At 60.7% G+C, this 15575-nt stretch carries 16 protein-coding genes; 10 read left to right on the top strand and 6 right to left on the bottom strand.

What is annotated here, in order from left to right; genetic code table 11:
• Nucleotides 1-75 precede the first annotated feature (75 nt).
• The 3 genes from ABD720_RS11500 to ABD720_RS11490 all read right to left on the bottom strand — a co-directional run bounded on the left by ABD720_RS11500 (nucleotide 76) and on the right by ABD720_RS11490 (nucleotide 3597).
• Complete coding sequence (locus tag ABD720_RS11500; RefSeq protein WP_344763427.1) at nucleotides 76-2478, bottom strand: phosphoketolase family protein; 2403 nt, start codon at nucleotides 2476-2478, stop codon at nucleotides 76-78.
• A 105-nt stretch (nucleotides 2479-2583) separates the two neighbouring features.
• Complete coding sequence (ppk2, locus tag ABD720_RS11495; RefSeq protein WP_344763426.1) at nucleotides 2584-3342, bottom strand: polyphosphate kinase 2; 759 nt, start codon at nucleotides 3340-3342, stop codon at nucleotides 2584-2586.
• 36 nt (nucleotides 3343-3378) lie between these two features.
• Nucleotides 3379-3597 carry a hypothetical protein gene (locus tag ABD720_RS11490; protein WP_344763425.1) on the bottom strand — a complete coding sequence of 73 codons (219 nt, stop codon included), beginning with the start codon at nucleotides 3595-3597 and terminating at the stop codon, nucleotides 3379-3381.
• Between the two features lie 286 nt (nucleotides 3598-3883).
• On the opposite strand from ABD720_RS11490, the gene ABD720_RS11485 reads away from it, so the two are divergent.
• The 10 genes from ABD720_RS11485 to ABD720_RS11440 all read left to right on the top strand — a co-directional run bounded on the left by ABD720_RS11485 (nucleotide 3884) and on the right by ABD720_RS11440 (nucleotide 12742).
• Nucleotides 3884-5200 carry a glucoamylase family protein gene (locus tag ABD720_RS11485; RefSeq protein ID WP_344763424.1) on the top strand — a complete coding sequence of 439 codons (1317 nt, stop codon included), beginning with the start codon at nucleotides 3884-3886 and terminating at the stop codon, nucleotides 5198-5200.
• Nucleotides 5201-5214: 14 nt separating this feature from the next.
• Nucleotides 5215-6738 (top strand): mercuric reductase, encoded by a 1524-nt coding sequence (locus tag ABD720_RS11480; RefSeq protein WP_344763423.1) that lies wholly within the window; start codon nucleotides 5215-5217, stop codon nucleotides 6736-6738.
• Nucleotides 6739-6973: 235 nt separating this feature from the next.
• Nucleotides 6974-7318 carry a PepSY domain-containing protein gene (locus ABD720_RS11475; RefSeq protein WP_344763422.1) on the top strand — a complete coding sequence of 115 codons (345 nt, stop codon included), beginning with the start codon at nucleotides 6974-6976 and terminating at the stop codon, nucleotides 7316-7318.
• Nucleotides 7319-7528: 210 nt separating this feature from the next.
• Nucleotides 7529-8311 carry a COG4705 family protein gene (locus tag ABD720_RS11470; protein ID WP_344763421.1) on the top strand — a complete coding sequence of 261 codons (783 nt, stop codon included), beginning with the start codon at nucleotides 7529-7531 and terminating at the stop codon, nucleotides 8309-8311.
• 28 nt (nucleotides 8312-8339) lie between these two features.
• Nucleotides 8340-8810 carry a hypothetical protein gene (locus tag ABD720_RS11465; protein WP_344763420.1) on the top strand — a complete coding sequence of 157 codons (471 nt, stop codon included), beginning with the start codon at nucleotides 8340-8342 and terminating at the stop codon, nucleotides 8808-8810.
• A complete protein-coding gene (locus ABD720_RS11460) occupies nucleotides 8807-9565 on the top strand; it encodes a COG4705 family protein (RefSeq protein ID WP_344763419.1) in 759 nt (252 codons plus the stop codon). Before ABD720_RS11465 ends, ABD720_RS11460 begins: the two co-directional genes overlap by 4 nt.
• Nucleotides 9566-9604: 39 nt before the next feature.
• On the top strand, nucleotides 9605-10159 hold the full coding sequence (locus tag ABD720_RS11455; protein ID WP_344763418.1) for a cytochrome b: 555 nt from the start codon (nucleotides 9605-9607) through the stop codon (nucleotides 10157-10159).
• A gap of 101 nt (nucleotides 10160-10260) precedes the next feature.
• On the top strand, nucleotides 10261-10926 hold the full coding sequence (locus ABD720_RS11450) for a response regulator transcription factor (protein WP_344763417.1): 666 nt from the start codon (nucleotides 10261-10263) through the stop codon (nucleotides 10924-10926).
• The gene (locus ABD720_RS11445) at nucleotides 10902-12311 is read left to right on the top strand and encodes a sensor histidine kinase (RefSeq protein ID WP_344763416.1); all 1410 of its coding nucleotides are present in this window, start codon (nucleotides 10902-10904) and stop codon (nucleotides 12309-12311) included. Before ABD720_RS11450 ends, ABD720_RS11445 begins: the two co-directional genes overlap by 25 nt.
• Entirely contained in the window at nucleotides 12308-12742 is a 435-nt protein-coding gene (locus tag ABD720_RS11440) for an EamA family transporter (protein WP_344763415.1), read from the top strand. Before ABD720_RS11445 ends, ABD720_RS11440 begins: the two co-directional genes overlap by 4 nt.
• An 84-nt stretch (nucleotides 12743-12826) precedes the next feature.
• Here ABD720_RS11440 and ABD720_RS11435 read toward each other — a convergent pair whose 3' ends face one another.
• The 3 genes from ABD720_RS11435 to ABD720_RS11425 are packed head-to-tail and all read right to left on the bottom strand — an operon-like array spanning nucleotide 12827 to nucleotide 15565.
• A complete protein-coding gene (locus ABD720_RS11435; RefSeq protein WP_344763414.1) occupies nucleotides 12827-13753 on the bottom strand; it encodes a cation diffusion facilitator family transporter in 927 nt (308 codons plus the stop codon).
• Between the two features lie 34 nt (nucleotides 13754-13787).
• On the bottom strand, nucleotides 13788-15107 hold the full coding sequence (locus tag ABD720_RS11430; protein ID WP_344763413.1) for a PQQ-dependent sugar dehydrogenase: 1320 nt from the start codon (nucleotides 15105-15107) through the stop codon (nucleotides 13788-13790).
• Nucleotides 15104-15565: a DUF2231 domain-containing protein gene (locus ABD720_RS11425; RefSeq protein WP_344763412.1), complete on the bottom strand. Its 462-nt coding sequence runs from the start codon at nucleotides 15563-15565 to the stop codon at nucleotides 15104-15106. Before ABD720_RS11425 ends, ABD720_RS11430 begins: the two co-directional genes overlap by 4 nt.
• Nucleotides 15566-15575 lie beyond the last annotated feature (10 nt).

The raw sequence follows: 15575 nt of genomic DNA, 5'->3' as shown, positions 1-15575 counted from the left end.
GGTCGTGTTCGTCACGTCGCGTTGCGGGGTTGCTGGCTGCATTGCCGCGCCCGGGTTCAGGCGCCGGGGGCAGGTTCATGGTTGAGCGCCCCAGGTCCAGTTGCGGATGTCAGGCATATCCTCGCCGTAGCGATCGATGTACTGTTTGTGTTCGATCAGCTTGTCCTGCAGTCGCTGCTTCACTGCAGCGCCCTGCGCACCGGTCTGCGGCAGGCGGTCGATGGTGTCGATGACCAGATGGAACCGGTCCAGATCGTTCAATACCGTCATGTCGAACGGTGTGGTGATGGTGCCCTCTTCCTTGTAGCCGCGTACGTGGATATTGCCGTGGTTGGTGCGCCGATAGGTCAGGCGGTGGATCAGCCACGGGTAAGCATGGAACGCAAAAATAACCGGCTTGTCGGTCGTAAACAGCGCATCGAAATCGAGGTCGCTCAAGCCGTGCGGATGTTCGTTTTCCGGTTGCAGCTTCATCAGGTCGACCACGTTGACGACCCGGATGATCAGGTCGGGCAACTGGGCGCGCAGGATCGACACTGCGGCGAGCGTTTCCAGCGTCGGCACATCGCCGCAACATGCCATCACCACGTCGGGGTCGGGGCTGCCCTGCGCGGGGTTGACCTGCGCGTGAGACGGCTCATTCCCGGCCCAGGACCAGACCCCGATCCCGGCGCTGCAATGCGCCACGGCAGCATCCATCGTCAGCCATTGCGGCGCCGGATGCTTGCCAGCGACCATGACGTTGACGTAATGGCGGCTGCGCAGACAGTGGTCCATGACCGACAACAGGCAGTTGGCGTCCGGCGGAAAATACACCCGCACCACGCTCGCCTTCTTGTTGACCACCACATCGATGAAGCCGGGGTCCTGATGCGTGAAGCCGTTGTGATCCTGACGCCAGACGTGCGACGCCAGCAGATAGTTGAGCGACGCAATTTTTTTTCGCCACGGCAGCTGCGCCGTGACCTTCAGCCATTTGGCATGCTGGTTGAACATCGAATCGACGATGTGGATGAAGGCTTCGTAGCAGTTGAACAGCCCGTGGCGACCTGTCAGCAGATAGCCTTCCAGCCATCCTTCGCACTGGTGTTCGCTGAGCATCGAGTCCAGCACGCGCCCGTCCGCGGCCAGGAATTCATCACCCGGCTTGATGCTCGCTTCCCACTGGCGGTCGGTCGCTTCGAACAGCGCACCCAGCCCGTTGGAGAGTGTTTCGTCCGGACCGAAGCAACGGAAATTACGTTGCACGCGATTCATTCTTGCGACGTCGCGCAGGAACGGTCCGACCACGCGGGTGTCGCCGATACCGCGAATGCCCGGCGTTGCCACCTCGACCGCGTAGTCACGAAAATCCGGCATCTGCAGGTCGCGCAACAACAGCCCGCCATTGGCGTGCGGATTGGCACCCATGCGGCGCTCGCCCTGCGGCGCCAGCGCGGCCAGCTCCGGCATCAGGCGTCCTTGCGCATCAAACAGTTCCTCCGGCCGATAACTGCGCAGCCAGTCTTCCAGCAACTGCAGATGCCCGGGATGCGCGGCCGGGTCAGAGATCGGCACCTGATGCGCGCGCGAGGTGCCTTCGATCTGCTTGCCGTCGACGATGGCGGGACCGGTCCAGCCTTTGGGCGAACGCAGCACGATCAGCGGCCAGCGCGGACGCGTGAAGTGGCCGTCGCGTCGCGCCTCCTGCTGGATGGTTTGGATCTGCTCGATCACGCTGTCGAGGGTTGTCGCCATCGCCTCATGCATCAATGCCGGCTCGTGTCCTTCGACGTAATACGGCGTCCAGCCATAACCGCGCAACAGCTGATCGAGTTCATCGGGCGCGATGCGCGCCAGGATGGTCGGGTTGGCAATCTTGTAGCCGTTCAGATGCAGGATCGGCAGCACCGCGCCATCGGAAATCGGATTGAGAAATTTGTTGGAGTGCCAGGCCGTCGCCAGCGGTCCGGTCTCGGCCTCGCCATCGCCGATCACGCAGGCCACGACCAGCTCGGGATTGTCGAACACCGCACCGAAGGCGTGACTGAGCGAATAGCCGAGCTCGCCACCTTCATGGATCGAACCCGGACATTCCGGCGACGCATGGCTGGGTATCCCGCCCGGAAATGAAAACTGCAAAAACAATTTTTGCAGCCCTTGCTCGTCCTGGCTGATGTCGGGATAGACCTCGCTGTAGGACCCTTCGAGATAGGTATTGCCAACCACCACCGCCCCGCCGTGACCGGGGCCGCAGACGTAAATCATGTTGAGATCGTATTTCTTGATCACGCGATTCAGGTGGACGTAAATAAAATTCTGTCCGGGTGCCGTGCCCCAGTGCCCGAGCAACATGCGTTTGATATCGGCAAGCGCCAGCGGGCGTTTCAATAGCGGATTGTTGCAGAGGTAAATTTGCCCGACTGCCAGATAGTTGGCCGCACGCCAGTAGGCGTTCATGGCATCGAGCAGGGCGGGCGTGAGCGTGGTGGAGGTCATGGTTTACCTGTCCTGAATTGTGCGCAAAAAAAAGTCCTCATCACTGCTTGTCAGTGAACGCCAAAAGAACAAGCGGCGACCTTGTCGATCCGGCGCGACGCGCGTTCATCGGGCAAGCCTGTGGTCGCACAGACATTCCGGCGTGAACTGGAAAACGATGTCTCGGTCGGGTGCAGGAATCGTCTTGCTGCGCCCGGCGTAGTGCAGACGGGAGAGAATGTCACGCATCAGATTCAGGCGCGCGTGGCGCTTGTTGTCGGTGCGCACAATATGCCAGGCCGCACCATCTGCATGCGTGGCCAGCAGCATGGCATCGCGCGCCTGTGTGTAGTCGTCCGAGTGGTCCAGCGCCACATTGTCGATCGGGCTGCTTTTCCACTGCTTGAGCGGATCGCGCTTGCGGTCTGCCAGTCGTGCCTTCTGTTCGTCCTTGCTGATGTCAAGGTAGTACTTCAAAAGTTTGATGCCGGAATTGACCAGCATCTGCTCGAAGCGGGGGGCCGATTCCAGAAATTCCCTGGCCTGCTCCTTCGAGCAGAACCCCATCACCCGTTCCACACCGGCGCGGTTGTACCAGCTGCGATTGAACAGGACCAGCTCCTGGTTCACCGGCAGGTGCGGCACATAGCGCTGGAAGTACCACGCCTTTTCATCACGATCCGAGGGTTTTCCAAGCGCGACTACCCGGGTTTCGCGCGGGCTCAGGTGTGCCACGATGCGCTTGATGCTGCCGTCCTTGCCCGACGAATCGCGCCCTTCGAGCAGCACGAGAATGCGTTCGTCATGGGCAATGAAGTGCCTTTGCAACTTGACGAACTCCACCTGCAGGTCGTGCAATTCCGACTTGTAGCTGTTATGCGGCATCGCGTTTCCCTGATGTGATCTCCGGCGAGCCTGTACTCACGGGGTTTCCGATGTGATTGCTGAAGCGATAGTGTGGCTCGGCGGATTGGGCATTCTGCCGAACAGGGTGCGATCGCTATCCTGTGACTGGCCCATGAATTGTCTCTGTTCCCCATCAGGTATCTCGTCGCCCGGATACAGATTCTTGCCCGGGCAGGTGGTGACATCGATGGCACGGACATTGCGGCCGTGCGCTTTACTGAGAGTTCGCAGCAAGATTTCGCTCCTTTAGACAGCGTGTGCAACGTCAGGGCGCAACGTCTTGTTGGCTTACGGTGGACCCACGGCAGATGCCCGTCTATGCGCCAACGCACTTACAGAAATCTGCACGACGTCCATTGCCGGATAGACCATTGTTCTGTGCGCCAGCACGCTGACGCGTACCGGCAATAGCGCATAGCCTGAAGCAACACCCTGCCTGGTCCTTAATCCTCGCCCCCCATTCGAACCCGCCACCAGCGACGTCAACTACGGAACGTGCCCAGTGCCGTCACCTTCAGCCATGCAAGCACTTCAACCCGATCGCAACGCGGCGACCGACTGTCCGCCCGACGACACGCTGCTGGACGATCTGCAGCGCGGCGCCTTCGATTATTTTCTGCGCGCCCACAATCCGCGCAACGGTCTGGTAGCAGACACCGCGCGCGATGGTGCGCCGTGCAGCATCGCGGTGATCGGCTTCGCCCTGTCGGTGTTTACGGTGGGCGTAGAGCGGGGCTGGATGGAACGCGTCGATGCGGTGCAGCGCACGCTCGTCACGTTGCGCTTCCTGATGGCGAGCGACCAGTCGGGCAGCGCCCGGGCCACCGGCTATCGCGGCTTTTACTTTCACTTCCTCGATATGGACAGCGGCACGCGCGTCTGGCTTTCGGAGGTCTCGATGATCGACACCGGGTTCCTGATGGCAGGCGTGCTGACTGCAGCAACATACTTCGACGCCGACACGCCCGACGAGATCGAACTGCGCCGCCTGGGCGACGCGCTGTATTGCCGGGTCGACTGGCGCTGGGCGCAGCGCGAAGGTGGCGCGATGTCGCACGGCTGGAAGCCGGAGTGCGGCTTTCTGAACTATGGCTGGGAAGGCTACAGTGAAGCGCTCCTGCTCTACGTGCTCGGTCTGGGATCGCCAACCCATGCGCTCACCAACCAGTGCTTCTGCGCCTGGACCGGAACCTACCAATGGGAAAACCTGTACGGGATCGATTTTTTGTATGCCGGACCGCTGTTCATCCATCAGTTCTCGCATGCGTGGATCGACTTTCGCGGCATACGTGATGCCTTCATGCGCGAAAAAAAATGTGACTACTTTGAGAACAGCCGGCGCGCCACTCTGGTTCAGCGCGAGTATGCAATACGCAACCCCGGCAGCTTTACCGGCTATGACCGCGACTGCTGGGGCCTGTCGGCCGGCGACGGTCCGCAGGCCGACGCGCGCCGTATCGCCGGTCGATATCAGACCTTCTTCGGCTACGCGGCACGCGGCGTTCCGTACGGCCCGGACGACGGCACGATCTGTCCGTCAGCGACGCTGTCGTCGCTGGTGTTCGCCCCTGAAGTGGTGCTGCCCGCGCTGCGCGCCATGTGGACACGATCCGGCGGCCACGACGCCACTGCGATTCGTGCCAGCGGCTTCAACCCGACCGTGGCCGAGGCGGGTCCGCACGGCTGGGTCGCGGCGGGCGAATTCGGCCTCGATCAGGGGATGACCGTACTGATGATCGAAAACTATCGCAGCGGACTGCCGTGGCAACTGAGCCGCGCCAATCCGGTCGTGCGCGCCGGGCTGCGCCGTGCGGACTTCAAGGGAGGCTGGCTGTAGCCGGCGCGGAAGCGATGCATTACTCCCAGCCACAGCAGCATCTGCCCCACCTCGGTATCGACGACAACGAACTGTGTCGTAATGCCAAGCCGCCCGACTGGCGCAATCCGGTACCACGTGAGCCCTATCACCTGATCGTCATTGGTGCCGGGCCGGCCGGTCTGGTGGCTGCCCGAGCCGCTGCGGCACTCGGTGCCCGCGTCGCCCTGATCGAAAAACATCTGCTGGGGGGACTCTCGCTGAACTATGGTTGCGTACCGTCGCAGGCACTGATCCGTACCTCGCGCCTGTATGCCGAGATGCGCAATGCCGAAGCTTACGGCGCCCGGTCGCCATCGGACATCCAGGTTGATTTTCCGCTGGCAATGGCGCGCATGCGGCGCATTCGTGCGCGTGCCAGCCGCGTCGACTCGGCACCACGCATCGCCGCTGACGGCGTCGATCTCTTCTTTGGCACAGCGACCTTCGTCGGGCCCGACGTGATCGATGTCGATGGGCTGCGCCTGCGCTTCAAAAAGGCACTGATCGCCACGGGGTCGCGCTCGTTGCTGCCATCGATTCCAGGCCTCGACGCCGCCGGCTACCTAACCAACGAGACCCTGTTCGACCTGACCGAGTTACCGAAAAGCCTGCTGGTCATCGGCGGTGGTCCGGTCGGCTGCCAAGTGGCGCAGGCGCTGTGTCGCTTCGGCTGTCGTGTTGTCATTACCCATTCCGAACCGCTCTTCCTGCCGAAAGAAGAACGCGACGCAGCCCAATTGCTGGCCGACGCCATGGCGCGCGATGGTGTCGAAATTCATCTCAACACGAAGGCCGTCAACGTACGCGTCGAGGGCGGCAAGAAGCGCATCGAGACGCTCAACGATGGCAACGTCGCCACCATCACGGTCGACGAAATCCTCACTGGCATCGGCCGCAGGCCAGCACTCTCGGGCCTGAACCTCGAAGCGGCAGGCGTGATCTACGACGTCAACGAGGGCATCGCGGTCGACGACTTCCTGCGCACCTCGAACCTGCGCATTTTTGCCGCCGGCGATGTCTGCCTTGAACACAGATACACCGACACCGCCGAAGCATCAGCCCGCATCGTCGTGCGCAACGCGCTGTGCTTCGGCAGGCAACGCATGAGTGCGCTAAAAATTCCGTGGTGCACCTACACCGACCCCGAAATCGCCCACGTCGGCATGTACGTGCGGCAGGCACGCGCACGCGGCATCCCCGTAAAAACCTTCACGGTACCGATGCACGATGTCGACCGCGCACTCACCGACGGTGAGGAAAAAGGCTTCGTGAAAATCCACATCCGCGACGGCACCGACGAAATCCTCGGTGCGACCGTCGTGGCGCGCCATGCTGGCGAGATGATTAACGACTTGTCGCTGGCGCTGATCGCCGGCATCGGCCTGAAAACGATCGCGGGTGTCATGCACGCTTACCCGACGCAGGCCGAAGGCATCAAAAAGGCGGCGATGGCGTACGCCTGCACACCGCCGTCGCGATGGATGGTTTGGCTGAGGCGGCTATGGTTCGCCCGCTGAGTGCGGCACTCGCGCATGCCGGACAGCATCGGAGGTTACCGCGATGGAAGAATCGAGCGTCGTGGTTGCACATGCTTGTATTCGAACCGGTGTCGTCGCACCACTGCGTGTTCCAGTACGGTGGCGAAAAAACCAGCGACGCGCCCGAAAATTCTCTGCGCTGCTCGGTGCCAGCTAAGTCTGCAGCCGCACGATCTGTGTCACGCAACTGATTGCGTTCAACCGGAGAATCACCATGCGCCACGACAAACTTGCCCTCCTCGCTTTCGTACTAGCCGCAGCAGGCACCGCCTCCTGTGCCGCTGAAGTCCCTGCGGCTCAACCACCTGCCAGCCTCAAGCCACTCACCGGCGCGAAGCTCGCGAGCACTGCCAGGATCACGATGGCGGATGCGCGTGCCATTGCGCTGAAAGCGCATCCTGGAAAAATCACCGACGAAGAACTTGAGAACGAAGACGGTGGAAGCGGATTGCGCTATTCGTTCGATATCAAGGTCGCCAAGGGCACACAGGAAGTCGGTGTGGATGCGATGACAGGCAACCTTTTGGAAAACAAACTTGAAGGCAAGAATCCTGACTGACGACAGGGTTCCGATCGCCATTGCCGGGGAGGTACGCCCGTGTTCGGGCACACCCTTCCAGGTCGCCATAAGAATTTTCATCCGCTGATCGCTATGCGTACAACGTGATTGTGACGAGGGTGAGCATGCAAGCAGGCCGCCTATGGCTGGCCTAAGTTTGTCCGGTCAGACTTTGGCCAATCGCACAAGCACATCGACGGAGATAACACGATGCACAAGCTGTCATTGCCCACATCAAAACACTGGCTGAACAAAGTCCCCGAAGTCACCATTTCCTTTTGGATCATCAAGATCATGTCCACCACGGTGGGCGAAACAGGCGCTGATTTTCTGGCGGTCAATGCAGGATGGGGACAGGGCATAACCCGGGTGGTCATGGGCGCGCTGCTGCTGGCGGCGTTGTGGATTCAATTGCGCACACGGCGCTATACCCCTTGGCGTTATTGGCTAACGGTCGTATTGGTGAGCGTCGTTGGCACGCAGATCACCGACCTGCTTACCGATGGTCTGGGTGTCAGTTTGTATGTCAGCACGTCGGTGTTTGCTATAACACTTGCCGCCATATTTGCGGTCTGGTATCGGCTGGAGCACACCCTGTCCATCCACGAGATTGTCACCCGAAAAAGAGAGCTGTTTTACTGGTCGGCCGTCCTGTGCACCTTTGCACTCGGAACCGCTGCTGGCGATCTGGCGACCGAAGCGCTGGGACTTGGCTTCACGTGGGGGGTGTTGTGCTTCGGCGGCCTGATTGCCGCCACCGGCCTGGCCTGGCGCCTTGGCGGTAACACCGCGCTGACCTTCTGGGTGGGCTACATCCTGACGCGCCCCTTCGGCGCTGCATTGGGCGACCTGCTGACCCAGGCAAAATCCTACGGCGGCTTGGGCATGGGTGCCATGTGGACCAGCATCCTGTTTTTAGCGGTGATCGTGATGCTGGTAACCATTGCGCAGCGTGCCATGGGCAATCGTCGACACAATCAGGCAGCCGGATAACCGTTATTTGATCACTCAAGGAAAATTCATGCGCGTCGTTCATTTATGCATTCGTCCCATTGCCGGCGGATTGGCTGCCGCCTTACTGTTGGCTGCGGCTGGATGTTCCAGACCAGAGCTCACGGGTTCGTCAGTAACCGGACCGACCGCCACGTCTCCCGACTCCGGGCCACAAGCAAATACCGGTTCCAGACTCGGTGAATTGGCTGCATTCCGCGAAATTGCCGCCGATGTTTCCAGCATCGTCGACAAAGGCGAACTGCCAGCAGCCAGGAAACGCGCAAAAGATCTGGAATTGGCCTGGGATTCAGCCGAGGCAGGTTTAAAGCCACGCGCTGCCGCCGATTGGCATGTTTTGGACAAGGCCATCGACCATGCATTATCCGCACTGCGTGCCGACACGCCCGATCCTGCCACCTGCAAAATAGCGATGACCGACCTGCTGAAAACCTTTGATGGATTACAAGGCAATATGACCACCGGGCACAAATCACCATGACCAATCCAACGCAAAACACGTTAAACAAGGTGCCCGAAGTCACCTTGCTGTTCTGGATCATCAAGATTGCCGCGACGACGCTTGGCGAAACCGCCGGAGATGCTGTCTCGATGTCGATGCATCTGGGCTATCTGCTAGGCACGGCGATTTTTGCGGCGATATTTCTTGCTGCGGTCGTCGCCCAGATCAGGGCCAGGACCTTTCATCCGATGCTCTACTGGACCACGATCATTGCCACCACCACGGTCGGCACCACGCTGGCGGACTTTGCCGATCGCTCTCTTGGCATTGGTTACGCTGGCGGTTCGACCTTGCTGCTGGCACTGCTGCTTGGCGCATTCTTTATCTGGCATCGCAGTCTCGGCACCGTCTCCGTGAACGATTTGCGCTCGCCGAAAGCAGAAATGTTTTACTGGGTGACGATCATGTTTTCCCAGACATTGGGCACCGCGCTGGGCGACTGGACAGCCGGTTCGATGGGACTCGGTTACACCGGCGCGGCGCTGGTATTCGGAACACTGCTGGCGATGGTCGTGGTGGCTTACTATTGCACCCGTGTGTCGCGCACCATGCTGTTCTGGACCGCATTCATTCTGACCCGTCCTCTTGGTGCCGTTGTCGGAGATTTTCTCGACAAACCACTCAGCGCCGGTGGTCTGGCGCTGAGCCGCTATAGCGCATCGGCGGCGCTGTTTGCCTTCATCGTTGTCAGCCTTCTGGTGTTCAGGCAGAGGCCGGCAACACGTCGCCATTGAATCCTGATCCGATTTTTTATTTAAAAAGGGAAGCACAGCATGAACCTGACATTCAAGGATGCAGCAGAAACCGGCCCGGCCTATACACGCACCTCCCGTGTCGTTCACTGGCTGGTCGCCGTGCTGATCATCGGCATGATTGCCCTTGGCTGGTACATGATGTCGATCGAAGACGATCCGGGTAGCGACACCTATTTCACGCTGCACAAATCAACCGGACTCATTGTGCTGGTGCTGGTGCTGTTTCGCCTCGTATGGCGATTGGGCCATCGGCCGAAGGCGCTGCCACTATCACTACCGGGATGGCAATTGATGGCATCAAAAGCGTCGCATTGGTCGCTGTATGGCGCCATGATTGCGATGCCCATCGTCGGACTGGCGGGCGCGTTACTGAGCAAGGACGGCGTCAGCTTTTTTGGTGCTGCATTGCCCCGTGTCTTTACTGCAAATCATGATCTCGCCGAGGTGTTCTTTTCGATTCACTCGGTGATTGCCTGGATTCTGGTCGCACTGATTTCGCTGCATGTTCTGGCCGCACTGAAACATCTGCTGGTCGACAAGGATGGGGTCTTTCAACGAATGTGGCATTCCTGATCAGGACGCCGTGACACGGGTGCGCGGCATGGTGCGTACACTCACGCGCAGAATCGCTGCAGGAACGGTGCGTCAATAGCTTGTTTTGGAGGGGGGAAACGATGCGAGTCTTGCTGGTCGAAGACGACACCATGATCGGCGAAGCCATTCAGGGCGCCTTGAAAGATGCGTCTTACGCCACCGACTGGGTGAAAAACGGGCAGACGGCGCTCACGACGCTGGCGTGCCAGCACTATGACCTGGTGTTGCTCGATCTCGGTCTGCCCGGCATGGATGGGCTGGAGGTGCTGTCGAGCCTGCGCGCCAGAGACAACCCGGTTGCCCTGCTGGTGATCACTGCCCGCGATGGTCTCGATGACCGGCTGCGCGGTCTGGACGGCGGCGCCGATGACTATGTGCTCAAGCCCTTTGCAATGGCGGAACTGCTGGCCCGCATGCGCGCGGTGTTGCGGCGCAAAGGCGGCAACGCAAAGGCAGTACTCGGTAACGGCGTGGTCGCTCTGGACCCGGCCACGCGGGAAGCGATGGTCGAATCCGGCGCGCCGGTACAGCTGTCCAATAGAGAATTTGCACTCTTGCAGGCCTTGCTGGTACGGCCAGGGGCCATCCTGTCTCGCAGCGACCTTGAAGACCGGATGTATGGATGGGGCGATGAGGTCGACAGCAATGCGGTCGAGTTCCTGATCCATGCACTGCGGCGCAAGCTGGGCAGCGCCATCATCAAGAATGTCAGGGGAGTGGGATGGATGGTTTCAAAGAGCGCCTGAACGCGTCAATCAGGGTCAAGCTGTCGTTGTCGCTGTCGCTGGCCATTCTGGTTGTTGCGGTAGTCGCTGGCCTCTTCTCGTTCGTCTCCGCATTCGATCAGGCCCACGCGCTGCAGGACGATACGCTGAAGCAGGTTGCAGCGCTGTTCGATCGCCACCATCTGCCGTTGACCCAGCCTGGCGACGATGGGCGCGCCAACGACAGCGATGAAGAGTCGCGCGTCATCGTCCAGTCTCTTGGAGACAGCGGCAAAGCGCTCACGCCAGCCGATGGCGGGATGGCGCTGACGATTCCGCTGACGCTTCCGCCGAACCTCGCTGACGGCCTGCATACACTGAACTCCGGTAACGAGCCGTTCCGCGTTCTGGTCAAGACCATGGCCGGCGGCGCGCGCATCGCCGTGGCGCAGGAAACCGGTGTACGCAACGAGATCGCACGCGCCAGCGCCTTGCGCACCGTCATGCCATTCCTGATTCTGGTTCCCATCCTGCTGCTGATCGTTGCCAACCTCGTGCGCAAGATGTTCCGGCCGATTGCCGCTCTGTCGACCGAAATCGACCAGCGCGCCGAACAGGAATTGCACCCGGTAGCAGCAGACCATGTACCTGTCGAAGTACGCCCGTTTGTCGTGGCGATCAATCGCTTGCTGGCCCGCGTTGGGCAATCCATGGAGGTGCAGCGCCGCTTTATTGCCGATGCTGCGCACGAGCTTCGCTCTCCGTTGACGGCGATGTCACTGCAAGCGGAGCGCCTGGCAGAAGCCGACATGTCGGACCTCGCGCGGGAACGATTGGCGACACTGCAGCGTGGCATCGAACGCGGCCGCAACCTGCTCAATCAACTCCTGACGTTGGCCAAGGCCCAGGCAACACCCGAGCGTCCGACGTTACCGGTTTCGGTTCAGGCGATCTATCGTCGCGTTCTGGAAGACCTCATGCCGCTGGCCGACACCAGGCGCATCGACATCGGTGTCGAAGGCGGGCAGGACGCCCAGGTCATGGTGAGCGAGCTCGACATGATCGCGTTGGTCCGCAACCTGGTCGACAATGCCATTCGCTACACGCAACACGACGGACGGATTGATTTATCGGTGACCACCGAGGGCGCCATCGCCGTCCTGCGCATTCAGGACAACGGGCCCGGCATTGCGCTGGCCGAGCGGGAACGGGTCTTTGACCCTTTTTACCGGACGCTTGGCAGTGACCAGGTTGGCTCGGGACTGGGGATGTCGATCGTCAAGGCCATTTCGGACCGGATCGGCGCGCAGATTACCCTGGGCGTTTCAGACGCAGTGACAGGTTCCGGCCTGCGCGTATGTCTGCGTATTCCGCTGGCGCAGGCTACTCGGGGATCGCTCCCACACACCCCCACAGGAAACACATGACGACCTCAACCAGCTGGTTTTACTGGGCCATCCTGTCCGCCGTTTTTGCGGCACTGACGGCCATTTTTGCAAAGATCGGTATTCAGGGCGTCGATTCCGATCTGGCGACGCTGATCCGCACCGCAATCATCATCGTCGTCCTGTCCCTGTTCGTGGCATACACGGGCAAGTGGACCAATCCTGTCGAGCTGTCCGCGAAAACCTGGCTGTTCCTCGGCTTGTCCGGGCTCGCCACGGGTGCATCGTGGGTATGCTACTTCCGGGCGCTCAAGATAGGAGATGCCACCAAAGTCGCGCCAGTGGACAAGCTCAGTCTGGTGCTGGTTGCGGTGTTTGCATTCGCTTTCCTGGGCGAGCGTCCGTCGCTGCGCGAATGGTCCGGTATCGCCATGGTCGCCGGAGGCGTTCTGCTGCTCGCGTTCAAGCGTTGACGCGCCCGGTTGGCCGGCCAGCAGTACCGATATCCCTGCCAGCGCAATGCGGCAGATGCGCGGCGCCTGTTGACGCCCCCCACGTCATGGAGGCGTATCGCATATCGCTGCGGCAAGCGGATTCGCTTCGATATAAATCCGCTTCACCATACCGAAGCGCGCACGGATAGTGCGTTCGATGCGGCCTACGGCTGCGACGACCTCGTTGCCGGTCGCACCCTGGCGGAAGCGCACATCGAGCGTCACCAATACCTCGTCCGGACCGAAATACATGGTCAGTGGCGGTGCTGCCGAAACCACGGCGGGATCGTCCAGCGCCAGCAGGCGGATGGCAGCTGCCGTCTCGGGGTTGACGCCTTCCCCGACCAGCAGGCTGCGGCTTTCATGGATCAACAGCGTGGCCACAGCGAACAACAGGATGCCAATGGCGACCGACGCAGCACCGTCGAGGATCGGCATGGCGAAGCGATGGCTGAAGTAAATACCCGCTGCTGCCAGCAGCAGGCCGGCCAGTGCCGCGCTGTCTTCGGCAAACACGGTAAAGGCACCGGGGTCCTTGCTGGCACGCAGCGCTTTCCAGAACGACTGGTCGCCCTGCTTTTTAAGTAACGCGCGCAGGGCAATCGCAAAGCTGGCGCCCTCGAACACGGCCGCCGCACCGAGCACGACGTAGTTCCAGGTCGGGTCAGTCATCGGTTCCGGGTGCAGCATGTGCAGCACCCCCTCGTACGCCGAGATGCCGCCGCCGGCACCGAAGATCAGCACGGCAACGATCAGGCTCCAGAAATACAGTTCCTTGCCATAGCCGAACGGGTGCTCGGCATCGGGTGGCCGTTGGCTGCGTTTTAGTCCAACCAGCAGCAGCAGGCCGTTCCCGCTATCGACGGTGGAATGGATCGCTTCCGACAGCATCGCGGAGCTGCCGGTAATGCCAGCGACAATGAACTTGGTGACTGCAATCGCGACGTTGCTCGCGATTGCGCCATACAACACGATGCGGGAATCGGACATGCCACTCCTTATCGTGCGAATCCGGGCGATCGTTTCATCGCGGCCCGCTGGCCGTGACCGACCAGACCGTATTTCCGACATCATCGGCAATCAGCAACGCGCCATCTGCAGACTGGGCGAGACCGACAGGTGCACCGAAGAGCGACTTCTGATCAGATGACGTGAAACCGGTAACGACAGAGAGCTTCTGACCCGTCGGGCGACCATCCACGAAGCTGACGTAACTTACTTCGTAACCAGCCAGAGGGGACCGATCCCAGCTCCCGTGCTCGCTGATGAAGGCGCCGCCACGGTATATGGCTGGCAGGTTGTTCCCCGTGTAGAAAAACAGTCCCAGCGGCGCCACGTGAGAGGCCAGCGCGAAGTCGGGCTGGAGTGCCGTCTGCACCAGGTCAGGACGCTGGGGCTTGACGCGTTGGTCGACGTGCTGGCCGTAATAACTGTAGGGCCAACCGTAGAAGCCCCCTTCTTTGACCGACGTCATGTAGTCCGGAACCAGGCTTTCGCCGATCTCGTCGCGCTCGTTGACGATGGTCCAGAGCTTGCCGGTTTGCGGCTCCCATTGCAGTCCGGTCGGGTTGCGCAAGCCGGCGGCAAAAATCCGGCTGGCCCCGGTGGCGACATCGACTTCAAGAATATTGGCGCGCCGGTATTCGACGGCCAGGCCGTTCTCGGTGATATTGCTGTTCGAGCCGACACCGACGTAAAGCTTTTTGCCGTCCCGACTTGCGAGCAGCGCCTTGGTCCAATGATGATTGATGGTGTCTGGCAAGTCGGCAAGTTCACTGCCGGGTTCGGTGATGCTGGTCGCGCCCGCGGTATAGGGATACTGCATGATCCTGTCGGTATTGGCCACATACAGCGTCTGGCCGATCAGCTGCACCCCGAATGGCGAGTGCAACTTGTCGAGGAAAACATGCTGCTGCCACTTGCCGGAGCCCGGCTCCTTGCGCAGTAGCGTGATGCGGTTTCCGCCTTTCGCCCCTTTGCCGGAACGGCCTTTGACGATGCCCGCAATGAGCTGCTTGGGGGTCGTCACGGGTTCAGTGCCGGGGCCGTTCGCTTCGACCACCAGCACATCACCGTTGGGCAGTGTCAGGAGTTGGCGGGGGTGCTGCAGGCCGTCGGCGATCTTTTCTATCTTCAGTCCGCTGGCGACGGTGGGATGCGCGTCACCCTGCCATCCGGTACCTTTTGGCACCTGCATCGGCGGCACCAGAAAATTTTGCGCCGCTGGCAACACAGGTTCGCGTCCGACTTGCTGGCGCGGATCGATCCCTGCTTTTTCACCGCATCCGGCAAGTACCAGTACCAACGCTGCCGGGATGGCTGTCATCCATGTCGAGTTGTTCATGCTTGCACCCTGAGATCATTAGTCGAATTCTGCAGGGCCACGAGGACGCTGCCGGCGGCCATAAGGGCTACGGTCAGTATCGACAGCAACAATCCCTCCGGCATGATTCCGTAGGCGTCCCGGCTATGCACGAACGCGTTGACGATAGCGGCGGCGACGCCTGCCAGAACCATGAAGAAGGCGCCCTTGTCGCGCACCGTGCTCCGCCTGCTTCCGGGAAACCAGACCCAGGCAAGATTGATGAAGCGTGGAATCACCGCAAAAACCAGTCCGATGGAAATCAACCAGGCGGCTGCTTTGAACCACATGACATCTGCGCTGCTGACATACACCGCATCGAATATCAGCGCCCCGACAAAGAAGCCGAACGGGATGGGGTTGAGCAGGTCGAACAGGACTGCGGCTGTGACGGATGGCGGCTTGTGACGGCCGGGACTGCCTCTGAAATTGTCGCTCATGTTTTCTCCT

The sequence above is a fragment of the Actimicrobium antarcticum genome (assembly GCF_039536745.1).
GTDB classification, from domain to species: Bacteria; Pseudomonadota; Gammaproteobacteria; order Burkholderiales; family Burkholderiaceae_D; genus Actimicrobium; species Actimicrobium antarcticum.
Note: the sequence above shows the minus strand (reverse complement) of the source record. Positions and strands in the feature narration are given on the sequence as shown.

Excerpts from the sequence above, each read along its gene's own strand:
- ABD720_RS11450 (WP_344763417.1), top strand. The coding sequence starts at position 10,261 with ATGCGAGTCTTGCTGGTCGAAGACGACACCATGATCGGCGAAGCCATT.
- ABD720_RS11460 (WP_344763419.1), top strand. The coding sequence starts at position 8,807 with ATGACCAATCCAACGCAAAACACGTTAAACAAGGTGCCCGAAGTCACC.
- ABD720_RS11430 (WP_344763413.1), bottom strand. The coding sequence starts at position 15,107 with ATGAACAACTCGACATGGATGACAGCCATCCCGGCAGCGTTGGTACTG.
- ABD720_RS11455 (WP_344763418.1), top strand. The coding sequence starts at position 9,605 with ATGAACCTGACATTCAAGGATGCAGCAGAAACCGGCCCGGCCTATACA.
- ABD720_RS11440 (WP_344763415.1), top strand. The coding sequence starts at position 12,308 with ATGACGACCTCAACCAGCTGGTTTTACTGGGCCATCCTGTCCGCCGTT.
- ppk2 (WP_344763426.1), bottom strand. The coding sequence starts at position 3,342 with ATGCCGCATAACAGCTACAAGTCGGAATTGCACGACCTGCAGGTGGAG.
- ABD720_RS11425 (WP_344763412.1), bottom strand. The coding sequence starts at position 15,565 with ATGAGCGACAATTTCAGAGGCAGTCCCGGCCGTCACAAGCCGCCATCC.
- ABD720_RS11475 (WP_344763422.1), top strand. The coding sequence starts at position 6,974 with ATGCGCCACGACAAACTTGCCCTCCTCGCTTTCGTACTAGCCGCAGCA.
- ABD720_RS11465 (WP_344763420.1), top strand. The coding sequence starts at position 8,340 with ATGCGCGTCGTTCATTTATGCATTCGTCCCATTGCCGGCGGATTGGCT.
- ABD720_RS11485 (WP_344763424.1), top strand. The coding sequence starts at position 3,884 with ATGCAAGCACTTCAACCCGATCGCAACGCGGCGACCGACTGTCCGCCC.
- ABD720_RS11470 (WP_344763421.1), top strand. The coding sequence starts at position 7,529 with ATGCACAAGCTGTCATTGCCCACATCAAAACACTGGCTGAACAAAGTC.
- ABD720_RS11445 (WP_344763416.1), top strand. The coding sequence starts at position 10,902 with ATGGATGGTTTCAAAGAGCGCCTGAACGCGTCAATCAGGGTCAAGCTG.
- ABD720_RS11500 (WP_344763427.1), bottom strand. The coding sequence starts at position 2,478 with ATGACCTCCACCACGCTCACGCCCGCCCTGCTCGATGCCATGAACGCC.
- ABD720_RS11480 (WP_344763423.1), top strand. The coding sequence starts at position 5,215 with ATGCATTACTCCCAGCCACAGCAGCATCTGCCCCACCTCGGTATCGAC.
- ABD720_RS11435 (WP_344763414.1), bottom strand. The coding sequence starts at position 13,753 with ATGTCCGATTCCCGCATCGTGTTGTATGGCGCAATCGCGAGCAACGTC.